Here is a 19,582-nt window from a genome sequence, read left to right as displayed (position 1 = left end):
AATGTAAGCGCATACAGTGATGGTGGCCTAGAGTAGTCACCAATCTTTGATATACACCCTTAAAAGAGTGAAGTAATTTAAAGGAGGCAAATTAGGTGGGGAAAATAAAAGAGCCAATTAAGAAGAAATGGATCTGGGTCTTATTAGTGTTACTGATGCTAGCGATCGTTCCCTGGTATTTCCCAGGTAAAGCAGTCCATCCAATTATTTTTGGTTTCCCTTTTTGGGCGTTTATATCGTTGATTTTCTCATTAGTCTTATCAGGGTATTTAAGTTGGTTGTGTATGCATGAATGGAACGTAGTGGAGGAGATTGAAGAGTCTGAGAAAAGAAAGGAGAGTGCAAAGTGAATCTAACTTTCGCTGGTTTAGATGGTGTTCTTATTCTAGCGTTCTATGCATTCGTCATGCTGTTGATTGGTTTTCTATCGGGAAGAGGCGAGAAAAATCTCCATCACACTATGTCAGGGTATTATTTAGCTGGTAAGAACTTGGGGTTCGTTGCTCTCTTCTTCACGTTATATGCGACTCAATATAGTGGGAACACAATTGTCGGTTACGCACCTGCTGCTTACCGGTCAGGTTTTACCTGGCTACAGTCGATTTCCTTTATGACGATCATCATTGGTGTTTACTTATTGTTTGCCCCTAGATTATATGTCATCTCAAAGCGAGAAAAATTCATTACACCCTCTGATTGGTTGAGCTATCGATTCAAATCGAAATCTGTGACGTTACTGGGCGTTTTTCTCATGTTATGGGGCCTTGGGAATTATTTGTTAGAACAGCTTGTTGCCATTGGTCAGGCTGTTTCAGGTATGACTGGAGGAACGATTCCCTATCAATTGGCGGTAATTGCATTCGTTATCGTCATGTTGACCTATGAATGGATGGGTGGAATGAAAGCCGTGGCCTTTACCGACGTCATGCAGGGCTTGGTATTGATGGTTGGGATCTTTGTTTTCCTTGGTGGCGCTCTTTATTTGGTTGGGGGTAACCTTACCAACGTTACAACGTTTATCATGGATTCAGAACCAGCAAAAGTAGGACTACCGACAATGGAAGGCTCGATTAATTGGTTCAGTATTTTAATACTTGTAGGGTGTGGAGCAGCCATTTACCCTCATGCAATTCAAAGGATTTATTCAGCTCAAAGTGAGAAAACGTTGAAAAAGTCTTTTGCAAGAATGGCATGGATGCCGCCAATTACAACAGGACTCGTCTTTGTCATAGGGATTGTTGGTATTTCAATGTTTCCAGGATTAGATGAAGCAGGATCTGAGCAATTAGTCGGATTAATGGCAAACGAAATTGCTTCGATTAACTCGTTCTATTATTGGGTCATGATTTTATTTTTCGGTGGTATTGTAGCAGCCATCATCTCCACAGCGGATTCTGTTCTTCTCAGTTTCTCATCGATTATCTCAAATGATATCTATGGAAACTTTATTAATCCTAAAGCATCTGAACATCGCAAGGTTATCGTAGGGAAAGTTGTCGGCGTATTGGCAGTTATTCTATTACTTTGGGTTGCATGGAATCCACCGGGAACACTTTATCAGATTTTTGTATTGAAATTTGAGTTGTTGGTTCAAGTATTCCCTGCCTTTATATTAGGCTTGTATTGGAAAAAGCTTTCCTCGAAACCTGTTTTCTGGGGCATGTTGATAGGTGCAATTATTGCAGGGATGATGACCATAACTGGCTATAAAACGATTATTGGAATTCATGGAGGAATCATTGGATTGATTGTAAACTTTGCAGTTGCAATCATTGGATCCATTGCTATACCGGTAACTTCTAAGCAAGAAGTACAGGCAGATAAAATGATTTCGATGAAAATAGAAGCTTAATCAGGTAATAAGGTCTTTGAGCCATTTGGCAGCAATATTAGCATGTAAATTAAAAGGTGGGTTTTTTCTACGAATGGAATACCTACCTTATTAAAAAAAGAGATGATCAATGTGAATATAGTAGAAGCAAAAGCAGAACATAGTGGTTTAATTAATCCATGGCGGATGCTAATGTGGCTCTTGATTGCTCAGTTAATGGTAGCTTTCGTAGGAAGGAGCCTTGGTCCTCTTGGTATCTTAATTGGAGAGGACCTTTCCCTTTCAAAAGCTGAAATCGGTTTATTGCCATCTGCGCTGTTCATTGGCCAGGCCATTGCCTCCATCCCAGTCGGATTTACAGCAGATTTCATTGGCTCTAAACCTTTACTTCTAATACTGTCCCTTTGCCTGGGTGTGAGTTTTCTGATGATGACTTTTCTTTCTAATTTCTATTTCGTTTTGGTGTTAGTACTCATTGGAGGATTAGGCTATGGCGCCATGCACCCTACGTCCAACCGAGGAATCATATACTGGTTCTCACAGACCCGGCGAGGAACGGCGATGGGAATCAAGCAGATGGGGATCACCTTTGGTTCTGCCCTGGCTGGTTTTCTATTACTACCGCTATCTGTAACATTTGGTTGGAGACCGGTTCTATTAATAGCCTGCGTGTCTTTAATTATAACTGGATTTTTTGCTTATCTGTTCTATAGCGATCCGGTTGGGAGTCTAAAATCCAGAGAAAAGAGCAACTTTTTATTCTTTCGAACCTCATTATCGAAAATGCTGAAAAATAAACCATTACTGCTTGTTAGTTTAAGTGCAATGGGGTTAAATGGATCACAAATGTGTTTAAATACTTATATTGTCTTATTTGCATATCAAAAGATGGGGGTTAGCCTGTTTTTATCTGGTATTTTACTAGTCATTTCAGAAGTGAGTGGCTCATTAGGAAGAATAGGTTGGGGTGTCATTAGTGATCGCCTGTTTAAAGGTAGAAGATTGATCATTCTATTTATCATAGCCAGTTTAACAGCTGTTATGAGTACGATCGTCGCACTTCTGCCATCTGGCACACCCTTTTCTGCATTAATTCCTATTATTATTGTGTTTGGATTTTGTGTATCAGGTTTTAATGGGATTTGGATGAATATCGCATCAGAGTTAGTACCAAAAGAGCAAACAGGTTTATCAAGTGGCTTCAGCATTACATTAGGGTCAATGGGCGTGATATTTGTTCCTCCGACTTTCGGTTTAATGGTAGACTATACCGGAAACTATACAGCAGGTTGGCTATCTATTACTGTCATCATGGGGGGAGTGTTGGTACTTTTAACGCTTCTCACTTTAGAATCTCGTAAAATAGGTCAGAGTGAAAGAAAAATATAGTTTAAAGGAGATCGAAAAAATGGAATTCAACCCGGCAGAACTAAGTACGAAAGAAGTTTATAAATTACTGACCGGTTCCGTTGTTCCAAGACCTATCGCGTGGGTGTCAACCCTTTCGGAACATGGAAAACTTAATCTGGCTCCATTTAGTTTTTTTACAGTTGCGTCAAGGCAGCCGCCAATTCTTGCTATCTCAATAGGTCCAGGAGTGGGAGAACGGCTCGGAACTGAAAAAGATACACTGGTCAACATCCGGTCGCAAAAAGAGTTTGTCATTAATATTGTTTCGAGATCGTTAGGAAACGAAATGCAAAAGAGTTCTGAGAACTTACCTTCCGATGTCAATGAATTCGAAAAGACGGGATTGACTCCTGCTGATAGTGTAGCCGTTAAACCTAAAAGAGTAGAGGAAGCATCTATTCACCTGGAATGCAAGCTTCACCAAATCATCCCTCTTGGATCCGACCACCTGATCCTTGGTGAAATGATCCATTACCATATTAAAGACGACTGCTATTTAGGTAACTACAAAGTAAACCTCGAGAAACTCTCACCATTAGGGAGACTTGCTGGAAACTACAGTGAAAATAATGAGTTCTTTACATTGCCGAGATAACTGTTCAGATCAGAGGAAGGTCAGAACTCAGGAAATATAACCCTACCCTGCAGTTGCAGCTAGGCGCTTAGAAAAACGCTGGATGAATTGTTCTGGGTGGAAGAGGAATGAGGATTGAAGTCGTTTTCTTCTCTTAATGTATAGAAATGGCATATGACAACGAGTGTGAAACCGCAAAGGTTTTATACTCGTTTTTCTTGATGCTATATAAGTATTTAGAGTTAGTGAATAAACGCACAAATTAGCATAGCCATTAGCAGGACGAGAATAGTAATTGTCAAACGATTATTTACGATGCGATTTCGGTTGGTATTTAGGGTGTCAAAAATAACACAAAGAAGGGATAGGAAATTCATGTTAAAATTTATTTAAGATAGATACATAGTCTTTATTTAATTAAAAGGCAGCAGTATTAAATAAGTGAATAGACAAGTAGTAGAAATTTGAAGGGTTTCTTTATCTACAACAATAATTTTCCATAAGTTAGGTGCGGTCAATGATTGTTTTTGTATATATTCCCTCTCAAAGAGTCGCCTCTTATTCATAAATGTAAATAATATGTTACTATCCATATATAATTAATAAAATTCACAATTGAAAAAATAATAAAAAGAAAGGTAGCGGTTAAATTTCAATTTTAGTTTTCTCTTATAATGTAAATAGTTAATTGCGATGCGATTTTTTTAGCTCTTAAATTTTGAAAGGGGATACATAATTTTGAACACAAAATACTTAGATTTACTTGCCCAAAAATATGATAGTGAAGAAAAAGTAGTCACTGAAATTATTAATCTTAAAGCCATTCTTAATCTACCAAAGGGAACAGAGCATTTTGTCAGTGATTTACATGGGGAGTATCAAGCCTTTCAACATGTGTTAAGAAATGGTTCGGGGAAAGTTAAAGAGAAAATAACAGACCTTTTTAAAGAAGTATTATCTGAAAAAGAAATCAATGAATTTGCGACATTAGTATATTATCCTGAAGAAAAAATAAAGTTAATTAAGCATGCGATTGGCAATGAAAAAGAATTACACCAATGGTACACACAAATCATTGAGCGTATGATTAAGCTCATTTCTTACGCATCCTCTAAATATACACGCTCGAAATTACGTAAAGCATTACCAGCTCAGTTTGTTTATGTTATAGAAGAGCTACTATACAAAACAGATGATCTCACAAATAAGGAATCTTATTATGAGAAAATTCTCCAGCAAATTATTTCCCTCGGTCAGGCTGATAAGCTCCTAATAGGTCTTGCTTATACCACTCAGCGATTGGTTGTTGACCATCTTCACGTAGTGGGGGATATATATGATCGAGGACCTGAACCAGATAAAATTATGGAGACACTTATCAATTATCACTCGGTTGATATTCAGTGGGGAAATCATGATGTACTATGGATAGGTGCCTTTGCTGGATCAAAGGTTTGTCTCGCTAATATTATCCGTATTTGTGCTAGGTACAACAATTTGGAGATTATTGAAGATGTGTATGGAATAAATCTTAGACCACTTCTCAATCTTGCAGAAAAATACTATGATGACAACCTAGCCTTTAGACCAAAAATAGATTCAGACGAAAAGCAATCGCATCATGAAAAATGTCAAATTACGAAAATTCATCAAGCCATAACAATGATTCAGTTCAAACTTGAAAGCCCAATAATAAAGAGACGGTCATGCTTTAATATGTCAGAAAGGCTTTTGTTAGAGAAAATTAATTTTGATCAAAACAACATTACGATTCATGGTAAAACGTACCAGCTAGAAAACACCTGTTTTAAAACGGTTAATCCTGAGCAACCTGATCAGCTGTTAGAGGAAGAAGAGCAAGTGATGGACAAGCTGTTATTTTCACTTCAACACTCGGAAAAGCTAGCTAGACATATGAATTTTCTTATGAAAAAAGGCAGTCTATATTTGAAGTATAACGGGAACTTATTAATACATGGGTGTATTCCTTTAGATGAAAAAGGAAATATGGAAAAAATGATGATTGAAAATAAATCCTATGCAGGGCGTGACTTGCTAGATGTTTTTGAGAATTATTTACGACATGCTTATGCACATCCTGAAGAGACAGATGATCTTGAGACAGATATGGTTTGGTATCTATGGACAGGAGAGTATTCCTCACTTTTCGGGAAGAGAGAAATGACAACCTTTGAAAGATATTTCATTGAGGATAAAGAGCCCCATAAAGAAAGAAAGAACCCATATTACCATTTACGTGAACATGAGGAAATTTGCCGTAAAATCTTAACAGATTTTGATCTTAATCCAGATCAAGGTCATATAATAAATGGCCATACACCGGTTAAGGAAATAGACGGAGAAAATCCAATAAAAGCAAATGGGAAGATGATTGTCATCGATGGAGGCTTCTCCAAGGCGTATCAATCAACAACGGGTATTGCTGGATACACTTTATTATATAATTCCTACGGCATGCAGCTTGTCGCCCATACACATTTTAATTCCAAAAAAGAGGTTCTACTAGATGGAACAGATGTTTTATCAGTAAAAAGATTGGTGGATAAAGAACTAGAGAGAAAAAAGGTTCTAGAAACGAATGTTGGAGAGGAATTATTGCAGGAAATCTCTATTTTGAATAGTCTTATGGAATATCGCTATATCAATTGAAGCAAGTCCTTACAATTTAATAAATGCTATAAAAAATGTTTATTGGGAGTACATTAAAGCTATTAAATTAGGAAAGGGCTTTGATAAAGATGCATAAAGTTTGCTGCCAACCCCTAGTAGCCCTATTAGTTTTATAAATAGTGACATCAAAGTAGGCATTTTTCATACAATACTTTTGGGGTGATAAAAATGCCGAGAGTAAAATACAAAAGTTCAGACGTTGACTTAATGGCAAGGATGATGAGAGCGGAAGCCGAAGGTGAAGGAAAACAAGGAATGTTGTATGTTGGAAATGTAATTGTTAATCGTGCGAAAGCAGAATGTTTAGACTTTAGAGGTTTAAGAACAATTGCACAAATCATTTATCAAGTACAAGGAGGAAATTATTCTTTTGAAGCTGTTCAAAAGGGTAATGTATTTTATAACAGAGCGAGATCAGTTGAGAAAAGATTAGCCAAAAAGAATTTGGATTATTGGAGGGAACATCCAGGGAAATATGCTCTTTGGTATTTCAATCCGTATGCTCCATGTCCTCCAACATGGTACGGTCAACCTTTTGCTGGTCAATATAAAAATCATTGTTATTATGAACCAGCACAAGGAACATGTGCCAGTGTTTATATCGGAGGTTAAGCTTACTCTAATTCAGTTGCTTTGGTGTATTTTTATCTCACAAAATAAAAAGGGGAACTTCCTGGTTAGCAGGCGTTCCCCTTTTTATAGAGATCAAACATTTAGTAATAGTACTTATCCAGGAAAGCAAGTTTGTGAAATATTGTACTTAAACAAAAGTAGGCGATTGTCCAACGTTCAGAATGAGGTGCATGAATTAAATTCCGGGGACGGGCTTCAGTTCTTGGGTGACTCAGTACATGGTTATCACAATGAGTCAGAAGAAACAGTAAGATTTTTTATGCTCGTACATTATCCTGATCCTGAATGAACTTGCATTTTAAGTGGTTATTTTATTTGAGGAGTTGGAGGATTTATAAGCTTCGTCCTCAGCCGTTCATCGATTCTTGCCGAAATATTTCGGCAAGAAAAATTCGATCGATTGGATGAGTATTTGTCTCTAGTTAAGAGGAAAGGACGACAACAATGGCGAATAAGGAGTATGACTTTTACATTCATAGGTGATAGTCCGATGTCGCAGAAGGAGGATCGTTAGTTTTTGTACATTGTACGATATTTTAATAAGGAGGAATTAAAATGTCTGACAACAAAGTGAAACGGAGTATGAAAACGAACGTAGAAGGGCGAACTCTCACAATGGAAAGGATTTTTGATGCTCCCCGTGATCTAGTATTCAAGGTATTCTCAGATGGAGAGCGTTTGGCAAGCTGGTGGGGGCCTAAAGGATGGGAAACCGAGAATCGTTCCTTCGAGTTCAAACCTGAAGGTGAATGGCATTACTGTATGAAATGCATCGACAAAAACCAAGGTGAATGGTATGGCCAGGAATCCTGGGGAAAAGCGATTTATCAAGAAATAGTTGAATCAGAGAAGATCGTTTACAAAGATATATTTTCTGATGCAGAAGGTAATAAAGTAGAAGGTATGCCAGAGATGTTGATATCCCTTACATTCTTAGATGAAGGTGATAAGACAAAGCTCATCACCAAATCGGAATTTACTTCAGTTGATGCGCTTAAGCAAGTCATGGATATGGGTGTTGTTGAAGGGTTCACTTCACAAAATGAAAAACTTGATGACTACCTTAATCAACTACAATAATAAAAAAACAACGATCTTGTCTGTGGATTGAGCCCTTATTTTTTATCTGCTATTATAAGGTTGGCGCTCATTTCAAGTTCGATTCTCTTGTTATCAAATATTTAATAAAAGGGAGCTTATCTTTCATAGGATTTGCTCTCTTTTTCTTGCAATATAGGATCACTTTAAGATGATGGTTTTGAAATAATTGGTATTAACTAATCGGAAACAATATCCCTGTGGGAAATGTCTAAGAAAAGAAGGTATTTCAGTATGTCTTTGAAGTTAGAAACTTAACGGTTAACTATGCAGCCATTTAATAACTACTAGCGAAGGTTTGTTTCTGGATATAGCTGAGGCCCAGACTTTGTTTAAATCCAGTTGATTAAATCCAAATTCAATTATTATGGTCTTCAGCTCCGTTATTTAAAAACAGGCAGTTTCAATGAATAAATAAAGAGTTTTTCAGCAATCGAGAACAAATTTTTAACAGTCATCTTAAGAAAACAAAAGAAAAGGAGGGATTTTGTTGGCAAAAGTTGTTTTAGGAATGACCATGTCATTAGACGGGTACATCAACGACAGGAAAGGTAGTGTAGGTCGTCTGTATCAGGATCTAGAGGAACTGCGAAAAAGCGAAGTCTTGCAAGAATCAATACGAAATACAGGAGCGGTGGTCATGGGAAGGAACGCCTATGACATGTCAGGTACTCCGAATTTATACGCGGGAAATTATGAATTCCAAGTGCCTATCTTTGTACTTTGCGAAAACGAACCGCAAAAACATCCGAAAGAGACAGAGGAGTTAACATTTACCTTTGTCACCCAAGGCATCGAAAGTGCTATTGCCCAGGCAAAAAAAACTGCTGGAGATAAAGAGGTTACGGTCATAGGTGGCGCAAGCACAGTCCAGCAGTGCATAAAAGCAGAACTCGTAGATGAGTTGCAGATCGATATTATGCCGGTTCTTCTGTGTGGAGGTCTTGAGCTTTTTGAGTCCATAGGAGAAGCGCCGATTGAATTGGAAAAGGTCAGGGTAAAGGAGATCGGAGAAAGAACAAGTATTCATTTTCGCGTTCTTTAACATAAGAGGAGCAATAAATGAATTAGCAGGGGAGTGGAATCAATGGACTTAGAATAGTTACGAAAAAGAAGTTTATATAGTTACCCCTGAAGATACAAGCAAGTTGAGAAAAATACTTTCTGCAGTTTTCAGTTAAGGGAGCGATTATAAATTGAATAGTAGTTTAAAGTGATAGAGCATTTCTTTATAATGAGGAATGCTTTTTTATTTTTTACATAACAATAATAATGTAATCAAAAACGATAATGTTTTATTGTAAAACGATAAAATGTGTGCTAAATTCAAATTGACAATAAATAAGTGAGGTGCTTTTTATGAAACGAGGAACAACACTATTTTTAAGATTGGCTGTTATTCTTATGGGAATCCCAGTTCTTGCTTTGTGCATTTTTTTGGTACCTGAGATAGGGAATGTTGTAGCACAAATGTTTCCAAAGTTTGCATATATGAAATATCTCGTTTCCATTGTTTTTTATGCATCGGCGATACCCTTTTACTTTGCTTTGTATCAGGCTTTCAAAATTTTACGTTATATTGACAAAAGCAAAGCTTTCTCCGAATTATCTGTAAAGTCCTTAAAGAAAATCAAATACTGTGCAATCACAATCAGTAGTTTGCATGTGCTAGTCTTGCCGCTCTTCTATATCTTTGCGGAGATAGACGACGCCCCAGGTGTCATTTTTATCGGATTGGTTGTTCCTTTTGCATCGATGGTTATTGCGGTCTTTGCTGCCGTTCTCCAAAGACTTTTGCAAGAAGCTATTCATATAAAATCAGAAAATGATTTAACGGTATGAGGTGGATAACATGGCAATTATAATCAATATTGATGTGATGTTGGCTAAAAGGAAAATGAGCGTTACAGAACTTTCTGAGAGGGTTGGGATCACAATGGCGAATCTTTCTATATTGAAAAATGGGAAGGCAAAAGCGGTTCGATTTTCAACCTTAGAGGCGATCTGTAAAGCATTAGAGTGTCAGCCTGGCGATATTTTAGAATATAAAAGTGAGCAAGATTAAATTTAGTATAGAAGGTTATTGGAGGCATAAATTGTGAGAGCACTAAAACAACTTGTTCGTTTTGGTTGGGAGCAAGCTCTATCCTGTTTGTTTCCTATCGTAATTTTTGCCTCTTTGGCTATTACACAGATCATTCCACTTCCCTTCCTACCACGGTATGACTGGCTGATCATCATCTGCCTTCTGATGCAATGGTGGATGATCCGTTCAGGACTTGAAACGCTGGATGAACTAAAAGTTATCACATTGTTCCACCTTATTGGTCTTGCTCTTGAGCTTTACAAGGTGCATATGGGTTCCTGGTCTTATCCGGAGGAAGGATATTCCAAAATATTTGGAGTGCCTTTGTATAGTGGATTTATGTATGCAAGTGTAGCAAGTTATCTTTGCCAGGCGTGGAGAAGGTTAAAGGTTCAACTGGTTAAGTGGCCGTCATTTAGGGTAGTTGTACCTCTTGCAGCTGCGATTTATTTGAATTTTTTCACTCACCATTATTGGATTGATGTTCGTTGGTGGTTATCTGGACTTGTAATGATCGTCTTCTGGCAATCATGGGTCACATACGCGGTTGACGGCACTCGTTACCGTATGCCACTCGCACTTTCTTTTGTACTCATCGGATTTTTTATATGGATCGCCGAAAATATCGCAACATTCTTTGGAGCTTGGGAATACCCAAACCAAACACATGCATGGAATCTTGTACATCTAGGAAAGGTGAGTTCATGGCTCTTATTAGTGATTGTTAGCTTTCTTATAGTAGCGACGTTAAAGCAGGTTAAGGGAATAAATTCTACTAAGATCGAGGTCAAACAATTTCTTTAAACCTGCATTATTTGTTAAATGGGCGGCTGAATTCGAAAGTATTATTTTATGGATGTTGATCTAGAAGGATTAGAAGCCCTTATCTTGAACATCTTTTGTAGAGGGATAATGAAGTAGTGTATTTAGTTGAGATAGGCATGAAAATTACATCGTTCAAAAATAATTTTCACTTTAGGAGGGACCAATATGGAAGTTTTTTCAGAATATTTAACAGGGATCGATAACCCCGACCACCGCGACAGGACAGAGGAAATTTTGGCGTGGGTTGCTAATAAATTCCCAAATTTGGAGCCGCAAATCAAGTGGAATACACCAATGTTTTCCGATCATGGCACATTTATCATCGCCATTTCCACAGCGAAGCATCATTTGAGCGTTGCACCTGAAGAAGTAACCATGGCGCACTTTACCGATGGCATCGCACAAGCTGGCTACAGCGCTACCAAAGGCTTGTTTCGAATTCCGTGGAAAGAGCCGGTAAATTACGAATTGCTTGAGAAAATGATTGAATTTAATATTCAGGATAAGGTAGACTGTTCAACTTTTTGGAGGAAATAAATGTCTTTGCTTTCTAGTATTTAGATATTGGGAGCTTTAATGTAGTAGGAGTATTGCTTCAAATCTGTATATTCCTCCTTACACCTAACTGTAAAATCCAGAAAGGAAGCTGATAATGTGTCATCCGAACCAATCGGCTACTTCCTTACCGCACTGTTTCTAGCTTCAGGCACCTGTTTCGCTTTAGCACCCCGTAACTGGGCAAAGGCTTTCGGTTCGTTTGGCCAATACCTCAATGTCTCTAATGAGCTTCCGTTCCATGCCTTTTTGTTCATGACAGCGTCGACATGGTTAGCTTTTATAGAGAGGGATATTTATTCTACACTCGGATGGGTTTCATTTGCGATTATTTTGCTGTCAATGATGGGAGTAGTAGTGATTATCGCTCGGGGGCTAAGGGCATCCTCCGTGGTCATGCACGCACTGGATGTCAACCTGGACCGGTGGCGAACTGTTACAACTCCTGAAATTGAAAGGCGTTTAAGAAAAAAATTTATGGCCAGAGCATTGCTCGGTCCTTTCTTTGTAAGGAGCTATGGTGTGAGGCGAAAAGCCAATATTAGCTATGGTGATGCGGGTAAGAGAAACTTGTTAGATGTCTATCACCATCACTCTTATCCTCCTGGTGCACCAATATTGATACACCTGCACGGGGGAGGGTTCGTCAGTGGTAAGAAAAATCGTCAGTCTCTTCCCCTTCTTTATCGCTTCGCGAGCCGGGGCTGGGTGTGCATAAGCGCGAACTATCGTCTCAGGCCAACCGCACAATTTCCAGACCATCTAATTGATCTCAAAAAAGTGATTGCATGGGTACGAAAGAATGGTCACGAGTACAATGCCAATCCGTCCTGTATATTGGTTGCTGGTAATTCCGCTGGTGGTCACCTGGCCGCGATGGCTACCCTTACACCCAATGATCCTGCATTCCAGCCAGGTTTTGAAAGTGTAGACACCTCGGTCACTGCTGCGATCTCTCTGTATGGTTACTATGGTGCTCTTAACACCAGGGAGGGGCTACCATCGTCCCCTTTTGCATGTAATGTAAAGGAAGCACCGCCATTTCTCATTGCCCATGGCGATCGTGATACGATTGTGAGCGTGGAACACGCTCGAAGTTTTGTTCAACATGTGCGCACATCCTCATCTCATCCGGTAGTTTATGTGGAATTACCGGGGGCAGAACATAATTTTGATTTATTTCACTCGATCCGTAACGAGGCAGTCATCGGTGGCATTGAAGTTTTCTCTGACTGGGTACTCGCGCAAGGCAACCATCATGATCGCCGGGCTGAATAAGTTTGAATGGAGAAGAGGACAGAGAGGAACAACCGATAAGAACCTTAGTACTTATTTTAAGATAGAGATGAGATAATCTAACGAGGCAGTTTATTTCAACAAGTTTTTTATTTCGTTGGATTTTAATTATAATTCACCATATTTTGGCTAAGGTTTTTGTAGGAGGTGTACATAGGTGCAACAATACACTGGATTCTTTATAACATTGGCACTCATTTTTATAATCGTCCTTTTCAACAAATACTTATTTTGGTGGGTAAAAAGCATAATTGTTGCTTATTATTTGGTCGTTTCATATTTATTTATCACAATAAAGAACAAAATTGATAGGGAATATGAGAATGTTCTCCCTGTTCCTGATGCGTATTGGGATAAAAATTCAGGGTGGGTCAACACAATAACTAATTATCTATTCTTGCCTTTAATTGGTATCATAATTTTCATATACTTCAAGTGGTTTACTAAGGTTCGAACCAAGAGGGCTAAGATATTTATTTTATTAAGTTTAATTCCCTCAGCTGCTCTCTTTATCCTTTTTAGTTTCTTTTTCTCATTTGGTTATGGATACAGACCTTAAAATTTAATATAATCATTTATTTAAAAACGCTTGCTGAACAAAAGGTAAGTGTTTTTTTGTTGGAGACATGGAGCAAATAGCAGGTTATGTAAGATAATACTGAACGTTAAAAAAGTTTTCATCTAGGCTTAATGTGAGTGCAACCTTATTACAGAATTCTTCTGTTACACTAGGAATTGGGTTTGAAAGGCGTGGAAATGATCATGTTAAACAACAAGCTTACTAGAATTAGATCAGTCGAGAAACTGAACACGTATCAAAAAAACTAAATTTCCGCCTGTCTTTCAAGCTACCAAATTTCAGCAAGATTCTGCTCAAGGAGGAATTTAAATGTACAAGTCTAGATTAGCCGTACGAAAATATGTGATTTCATCTGCTCTGGTGGCCTCTATGGCATTTTCACCAGTCTTAAGTGAAGGAGTTTTTGCTAAGGCCGATTCAGAGGATATAGAACAAAACGATTCCAGCAGTTCATCAGAAACAGCCGTTCTGGATAAAGGGGATCGTGGCCAGGATGTTAGCGAGTTACAAACGGAACTTGAATCTCTCGGTTATTATACATATAACTTGGATGGTATATTTGGACAAATCACAGAAGATGCAGTGGAAGATTATCAAGCAGACCAGGGACTTACGGTAGACGGTGAAGCAGGGCCTGAGGTCATGGCTGCACTTTCCTCAACCTCAACTGATACCGGAGCTACTGAAACATCTTCAGATGACACTCCTAATGAGTCCGTTTCGCAATCTGAAGTCGTTTCCATTGCGAATAGCTTAATCGGAACACCATATGTATGGGGCGGCACGTCACCAGACGGTTTTGACAGCAGCGGCTTCATCCAGTATGTGTTCAATGAAGCTGGAGTCGACTTATCGAGAACGGAACGTGACATGTGGAAATATGACGGGACACAGGTAGATTCTCCATCAATCGGTGATGTCGTCTTTTTTGAAGGGACTTATGATGTAGAAGGAGCTTCACACAGCGGGATTTATATCGGCGACAACAAAATCATCCATGCCGGGAGCGACGGTGTAGAAGTAAGTGATCTCAGCTACGACTTTTGGCAAGATCATTATTTAGGCGTTAAATCATTTAAATAAACGATATGTCAAGCCAGTGCATTGCGCACTGGGTTTTTTTTATATCATCCTAGGAAATGACACATAAATTTTGAACTGACAAACTTCCGAATGTAAGGGTCTAGATATTCAACATAGGGAAACCTATGTCCCATCTATCGATGGGGTGAGTGGTGTAGAGTAAAATTCTGCCCTCTGAAATACGCTATATCAGACAATGGTGATATCAAGCTCACAGGCTTAAAGGAAGCACCTGTTTCTAGTACGGATAGCTATGTTGAAAGGTACTTGGAAAGGCAAGGGACGTTTGAATAGAATGACGGATACATTCACAGAACTATATGAGAAAGCTCAAGGAGGAAACAATTTCTCCTTCCTTTATAATATCATTACATCCAGTGAGAACATTTTACTCGCTTTTCGAACCATTAAATCAAACAAGGGTTCAAAGACACCTGGTACAGATGAAAAAACGATATCGGACATCAAGGAATTATCTGAGAATGAACTCGTTTTAAAGGTGAGTACAATACTGGAGAACTATCATCCGAAGAAAGTCAGAAGAGAATGGATTGAAAAGGATAACGGAAAATGGAGACCGCTAGGTATTCCATGTATTATGGATAGAATTATCCAACAAAGTTTCAGGCAAGTTCTCGAACCCATTGCGGAAGCTCACTTCTACAAACACAGTTATGGATTTAGACCTCTGCGGGCTGCCCATCATGCGATGGCAAGGATTCAATACTTGATTAATCAAGCCCAACTTCATTTTGTAGTTGATATTGATATCAAGAGCTTCTTTGATAATGTAAATCACACACGTTTAATGAAGCAGATGTGGAATTTGGGCATACAGGATAGAAAAGTGCTTGCCTGTATCTCCAAAATGATAAAAGCTGAGATAGATGGAGAAGGTGTTCCGAAGAAAGGAACTCCGCAAGGTGGAATCTTATCTCCACTACTCTCAAATATCGTACTAAATGATCTAGATCAATGGATTGCTGGACAATGGGAGTTCTTCCCTCTCGATAAACCATTTAAATCAAAAGTCGGTGAGAGAAAAGCAAAGAAGCGTTCTAACCTGAAGGAGGGGTATCTCGTCCGTTATGCGGACGACTTCAAGGTGCTTTGTCGTGATGGAAAGACTGCTCTTAAATGGTATCACGTGATTCGTCGTTATCTAAAAGAACGCCTCAACCTTGATATCTCGCCAGAGAAATCCAAAATCATAAACTTACGCAAAAGGGAATCTGAATTTCTCGGAATTACGATACGCGCGAACGAAAAGGGGAAGAAAAGAGTAGCACATACTGGTGTTATCCAAAAGAAAAGGAAACAAATCAAACAAGTAGCCAAAAGACTAATTCGTCGGATTAAATCTTCACCAACTTCCCAAAACGTTCTGCGTTTTAACAGTTTTGTACTAGGCACCCATAATTATTTCAAGCGAGCGACCTATGTGAATCCGGTGTTCTCACGTCTTGCCTACGATTTAAAGCCGTTCATATACAACCGACTTCAACCGGTTGGGAAGCAGGAATATCCGAGTAACCCGCCTCCCTTATATAAGCAGTTCTTTAGTGTAAACATAAAGACTTTCAAAGTGGCGGAAGTATACCTTTTCCCACTCGGAAACGTCAAAACAGTTAACACGATGAACTTCAGTCCAAGATTAACACCTTATACGGAGGAAGGACGAAACAAGTTATATAAAAAGCTGCGTCCAGATATTCAAAAGGAAATTGGTAATTTGATGAACTCTTACCTTCCTAATCGGTCTGTTGAATACATGGATAATAGAATTAGCCGATACAGTATGAAAATGGGAAAATGTGAAATCACAGGCTGGGAAATGCATGCTTCTGAAGTGCAATTGTCATCATTATTTACCCAAGTCACTAGGAGGAAATGACAAGTTTCATAACTTGCGTATCCTCCATCAGGATATTCACCGATTAATCCATCTTACAGACATGGATAAAATATTATCAATCATCAAGAAGCTAAACATCTCAAAATCCATATTAAACAAAATCAATCAATACCGGAAGGTATGTGAACAGGGGAAAATCGTATTATCCTAATCGTTTGAGTAACGAGGAACTTATAATCTATTACATCTCAGTAGATGGAGCGCGGAATGCTGGGAAACTAGCACGTTCCGTGTGGAGCAGGGGAAAAGCTGGAGATGACTTCAAAGGCTTACCTATTGCTACTTAAACGGAACAAGAGATTGTTATATTTGATCCACAAAAGGGCCAGATTGTGGAGTAACCCTTATATTACGTAGTAGACTAAATACTGCGCAATAAATGATTTTACTTTTAAGTGACTTTTTGAATGAATGTATTTAAGCTTAATTTTCAGAAAAGTGAAGTTCGCTTTATCTATTTAAAATGATGCAATGTTGAAAATGGGAGTGATCTAAAAAGATTGCCTACTCTAGCCTAATAACATGGCTAGGCGTGAGGCAATCTTTTTTATGTTTAGGCAAATTCAAATAGAAGAAAGCTTGCTCATTTGCATGTCTTGAAAATGTATAATATCGAAGCCCGCACAGGTCTTTGTGCTCCTCTAAACTGACTTATCCACTTTAGATTAGATTTTTGGATATTGAGGTAACGTTCTTTGTACTCACTTTGATTAGTATACTTGTTCCCCAAACTTCTTTCCGAATTCTTCCATCAAATCAATAATTGGAATGAATTCTTCCCCTTTTGAGGTTAATGAATATTCAACACGAGGAGGTACCTCTGGGAAAACCCTGCGGTTAATTAAGCCATCTGTTTCTAGTTCTCGAAGTTGTTTTGTAAGAGAACCTTGTGAAATATTATCTAAAAAAGCTTTGATTTCACTATAACGACGTTCTTTGGACTTTAAAAACCAAAGAATCAGATATTTCCAACGTCCGGAAAGTATGTTTTGAGTATAGGCAATGCCATATACTTCTCTCTGTTCCTTTATACACTCTTTGTCAAATCCATCCTTACATATTCTAGACACTTGTTCACCTGCTTTCTACTGTTAAGTACAAAAAAATGTACTACGTCAATTTTTATTGCCTTCTTCAAAAAGATGAGAAATGATTTTATTCTAGTATATGTAACAGATACTCAATACACAAGTTAATAGTTAAGAAACAAGTTTAATAAATAGACCTGAACATTTTATTCGGGTGGTTTGATAATGGGATCGAAAAAACATTTCAATGTTTTACAGGTTGATTATAAAAAAGGAGTTGTTTTACATGGACAAAAAACTACGAGCAGGTATTATAGGTGGATCAATTAATAACGGATGGGCTAGAGGGACACATATACCAGCAATGGAGCACCTGAATGAGCTTGAACTTAAAGCAGTTGGGACCAGCAATTTGGAGAGTGCCAAGAAAAGCGCTGATGTCTTCAAGGCAACTCATGCTTTTGATAACGTGGAAGATTTGGCTCAACATTCCGATGTGGATATGGTAGTCGTTAGCATCAACGTAAAGGAACATTATGATGCAGTAAAAGCTATTGTTCCTGCTGGAAAACCGATTTATTGTGAATGGCCTCTGGGCTCAAACACCACTGAAGCGCTCGAAATGCAGGAATGGGTGGAGTCCCGACAATTGCCCAATGCGATTGGCTTGCAAGCCAGACAGGCCCCAGCCATCAATTATGTGAAAGATTTATTGGCGGAAGGCTATGTTGGAAAAGTTTTGTCAGCCAATTTAAAGATCTCTATTGATGGAATGGGGGGCGTGGCTGACAAGGCTACTGCGTACTTATTTGATCGGAAGATAGGAGGGAACTTGCTCACTATTGTGGGAGGACATAATCTTGATGCATTTACCTACATGCTCGGAGAGTTTAAAGAACTTTCAGCCGTTACAGCGCACCAATTCCCTGAAGTTGAATTGGTGGATATCCAAAAAGTCATTGAAAAATCGACAGATGATCAAATACTGATTACAGGAAAATTGACCAACGGTGCAGCAGCTAGCGTTCATATACAAGGGGGAGTTAAGCACCAAACTGGGTTTACTCTTGAAATTTTCGGAGACAAGGGAACAATCGTACTCAATGCACCTGCTTCCATTCAATTTGGATCACACCAATTGTGGGGTGCAGGTCCTACTGATCCAGAGCTACATGAATTAACAATCCCAGATGCTTATTACTGGGTACCAGATTCGCTTAAAAAACGGTGCAGGGTTTGTTCTGAATGTCGCTCATGCGCATAGTAAGTTTGCTAAAGATATACAAGGAGGAACATCCCAAACACCTAGTTTTGCGGATGCGGTAAAACTTCATCAGCTGCTTGATGCAGTGGAAAAATCAGCACAAACTGGAGAACGCCAGTATTTATAAAGCCTCTTGGGATTTATGCTGATTTTCCAAAAGCGAATAGGCACATATATTTGCTGAATTTCTAAAAGGAGTATAATCAATGATTTCAACAATGAATGAACAAAATTTAAAATTATCTATATTAGATTTCGTCCATATTTATCAGAGCAGTAATCCTACTGAAAGTCTAAAGAATTCAACAGAGGTGGTCCAATTAGCCGATAAGTTAGGCTATACCCGATACTGGTTTACTGAGCACCACAACACTACTAGTCAAATCAGTACATCTCCTGATTTGTTAAGTATACATGCAGCTTCACACTAAAAATATACGTGTAGGTTCTGGGGGGATTATGTTACCTAACCATAGTCCCTTTAAAGTCGTAGAAAACTTTACCTTACTTGAAGCTTTACATCCTGGACGGATAGATCTTGGGATAGGAAGAGCCTCTGGAACTGACGGATGGACTGCATGGGCCTTACAGCGTTCACGGGAAGCTCTTGCCGCCAATGATTTCCCAGAACAGTTAGAGCACTTACTTTCATTTTTTTCTCGAGACTTTCCAAGGACTCATCCTTTGGTCTAGTCTATCAACAAAAATTTAAA

General features: G+C 38.6%; 18 protein-coding genes and 1 pseudogene. 18 read left to right on the top strand and 1 reads right to left on the bottom strand.

Annotation, left to right across the window (positions count from 1 at the left end; translation table 11 throughout):
- The first annotated feature begins 95 nt into the window (after nucleotides 1-95).
- From ABFG93_RS05405 to ltrA, 15 genes and pseudogenes are all read left to right on the top strand, one after another.
- Nucleotides 96-350, top strand: a complete 255-nt coding sequence (locus ABFG93_RS05405; protein WP_347551284.1) for a hypothetical protein — start codon at nucleotides 96-98, stop codon at nucleotides 348-350.
- Nucleotides 347-1,852: a sodium:solute symporter family protein gene (locus ABFG93_RS05400; RefSeq protein ID WP_347551282.1), complete on the top strand. Its 1,506-nt coding sequence runs from the start codon at nucleotides 347-349 to the stop codon at nucleotides 1,850-1,852. The genes ABFG93_RS05405 and ABFG93_RS05400 overlap by 4 nt, the downstream gene beginning before the upstream one ends.
- 102 nt (nucleotides 1,853-1,954) lie before the next feature.
- A complete protein-coding gene (locus tag ABFG93_RS05395) occupies nucleotides 1,955-3,220 on the top strand; it encodes an MFS transporter (RefSeq protein WP_347551280.1) in 1,266 nt (421 codons plus the stop codon).
- Between the two features lie 19 nt (nucleotides 3,221-3,239).
- On the top strand, nucleotides 3,240-3,836 hold the full coding sequence (locus ABFG93_RS05390) for a flavin reductase family protein (RefSeq protein WP_347551278.1): 597 nt from the start codon (nucleotides 3,240-3,242) through the stop codon (nucleotides 3,834-3,836).
- 717 nt (nucleotides 3,837-4,553) lie between these two features.
- Nucleotides 4,554-6,485 carry a fructose-1,6-bisphosphatase gene (fbp, locus tag ABFG93_RS05385; RefSeq protein ID WP_347551277.1) on the top strand — a complete coding sequence of 644 codons (1,932 nt, stop codon included), beginning with the start codon at nucleotides 4,554-4,556 and terminating at the stop codon, nucleotides 6,483-6,485.
- Between the two features lie 189 nt (nucleotides 6,486-6,674).
- Complete coding sequence (locus ABFG93_RS05380; protein ID WP_347551275.1) at nucleotides 6,675-7,118, top strand: cell wall hydrolase; 444 nt, start codon at nucleotides 6,675-6,677, stop codon at nucleotides 7,116-7,118.
- Between the two features lie 576 nt (nucleotides 7,119-7,694).
- A complete protein-coding gene (locus tag ABFG93_RS05375; RefSeq protein WP_347551273.1) occupies nucleotides 7,695-8,219 on the top strand; it encodes an SRPBCC family protein in 525 nt (174 codons plus the stop codon).
- Nucleotides 8,220-8,727: 508 nt separating this feature from the next.
- Nucleotides 8,728-9,282 (top strand): dihydrofolate reductase family protein, encoded by a 555-nt coding sequence (locus tag ABFG93_RS05370; RefSeq protein ID WP_347551271.1) that lies wholly within the window; start codon nucleotides 8,728-8,730, stop codon nucleotides 9,280-9,282.
- Between the two features lie 314 nt (nucleotides 9,283-9,596).
- The gene (locus tag ABFG93_RS05365; protein WP_347551270.1) at nucleotides 9,597-10,079 is read left to right on the top strand and encodes a DUF2975 domain-containing protein; all 483 of its coding nucleotides are present in this window, start codon (nucleotides 9,597-9,599) and stop codon (nucleotides 10,077-10,079) included.
- Nucleotides 10,080-10,089: 10 nt separating this feature from the next.
- On the top strand, nucleotides 10,090-10,302 hold the full coding sequence (locus ABFG93_RS05360; RefSeq protein WP_347551268.1) for a helix-turn-helix domain-containing protein: 213 nt from the start codon (nucleotides 10,090-10,092) through the stop codon (nucleotides 10,300-10,302).
- 33 nt (nucleotides 10,303-10,335) lie between these two features.
- On the top strand, nucleotides 10,336-11,127 hold the full coding sequence (locus ABFG93_RS05355; protein WP_347551266.1) for a DUF817 domain-containing protein: 792 nt from the start codon (nucleotides 10,336-10,338) through the stop codon (nucleotides 11,125-11,127).
- 186 nt (nucleotides 11,128-11,313) lie between these two features.
- Nucleotides 11,314-11,685, top strand: a complete 372-nt coding sequence (locus ABFG93_RS05350) for an iron chaperone (RefSeq protein ID WP_347551264.1) — start codon at nucleotides 11,314-11,316, stop codon at nucleotides 11,683-11,685.
- Between the two features lie 273 nt (nucleotides 11,686-11,958).
- Entirely contained in the window at nucleotides 11,959-12,981 is a 1,023-nt protein-coding gene (locus ABFG93_RS05345) for an alpha/beta hydrolase (protein ID WP_347551263.1), read from the top strand.
- Nucleotides 12,982-13,888: 907 nt separating this feature from the next.
- The gene (locus tag ABFG93_RS05340) at nucleotides 13,889-14,662 is read left to right on the top strand and encodes a C40 family peptidase (protein ID WP_347551261.1); all 774 of its coding nucleotides are present in this window, start codon (nucleotides 13,889-13,891) and stop codon (nucleotides 14,660-14,662) included.
- A 295-nt stretch (nucleotides 14,663-14,957) separates the two neighbouring features.
- Nucleotides 14,958-16,728: pseudogene (gene ltrA, locus ABFG93_RS05335) on the top strand (group II intron reverse transcriptase/maturase).
- Nucleotides 16,729-17,287: 559 nt separating this feature from the next.
- Here ltrA and ABFG93_RS05330 read toward each other — a convergent pair.
- Complete coding sequence (locus ABFG93_RS05330; protein ID WP_347551259.1) at nucleotides 17,288-17,647, bottom strand: winged helix-turn-helix transcriptional regulator; 360 nt, start codon at nucleotides 17,645-17,647, stop codon at nucleotides 17,288-17,290.
- A 244-nt stretch (nucleotides 17,648-17,891) separates the two neighbouring features.
- Here ABFG93_RS05330 and ABFG93_RS05325 point away from each other — a divergent pair, with 244 nt between their 5' ends.
- From ABFG93_RS05325 to ABFG93_RS05315, 3 genes are all read left to right on the top strand, one after another.
- The gene (locus ABFG93_RS05325; RefSeq protein ID WP_347551257.1) at nucleotides 17,892-18,869 is read left to right on the top strand and encodes a Gfo/Idh/MocA family protein; all 978 of its coding nucleotides are present in this window, start codon (nucleotides 17,892-17,894) and stop codon (nucleotides 18,867-18,869) included.
- 206 nt (nucleotides 18,870-19,075) lie between these two features.
- Nucleotides 19,076-19,300, top strand: a complete 225-nt coding sequence (locus tag ABFG93_RS05320) for a hypothetical protein (RefSeq protein ID WP_347552922.1) — start codon at nucleotides 19,076-19,078, stop codon at nucleotides 19,298-19,300.
- Complete coding sequence (locus ABFG93_RS05315) at nucleotides 19,284-19,562, top strand: LLM class flavin-dependent oxidoreductase (RefSeq protein ID WP_347551255.1); 279 nt, start codon at nucleotides 19,284-19,286, stop codon at nucleotides 19,560-19,562. The genes ABFG93_RS05320 and ABFG93_RS05315 overlap by 17 nt, the downstream gene beginning before the upstream one ends.
- The last annotated feature ends 20 nt before the right edge of the window (nucleotides 19,563-19,582 follow it).

Source organism: Pseudalkalibacillus hwajinpoensis (assembly GCF_039851965.1).
GTDB classification, from domain to species: domain Bacteria; phylum Bacillota; class Bacilli; order Bacillales; family Guptibacillaceae; genus Guptibacillus; species Guptibacillus hwajinpoensis_E.
This window is presented reverse-complemented; position numbering and strand designations above follow the sequence as displayed.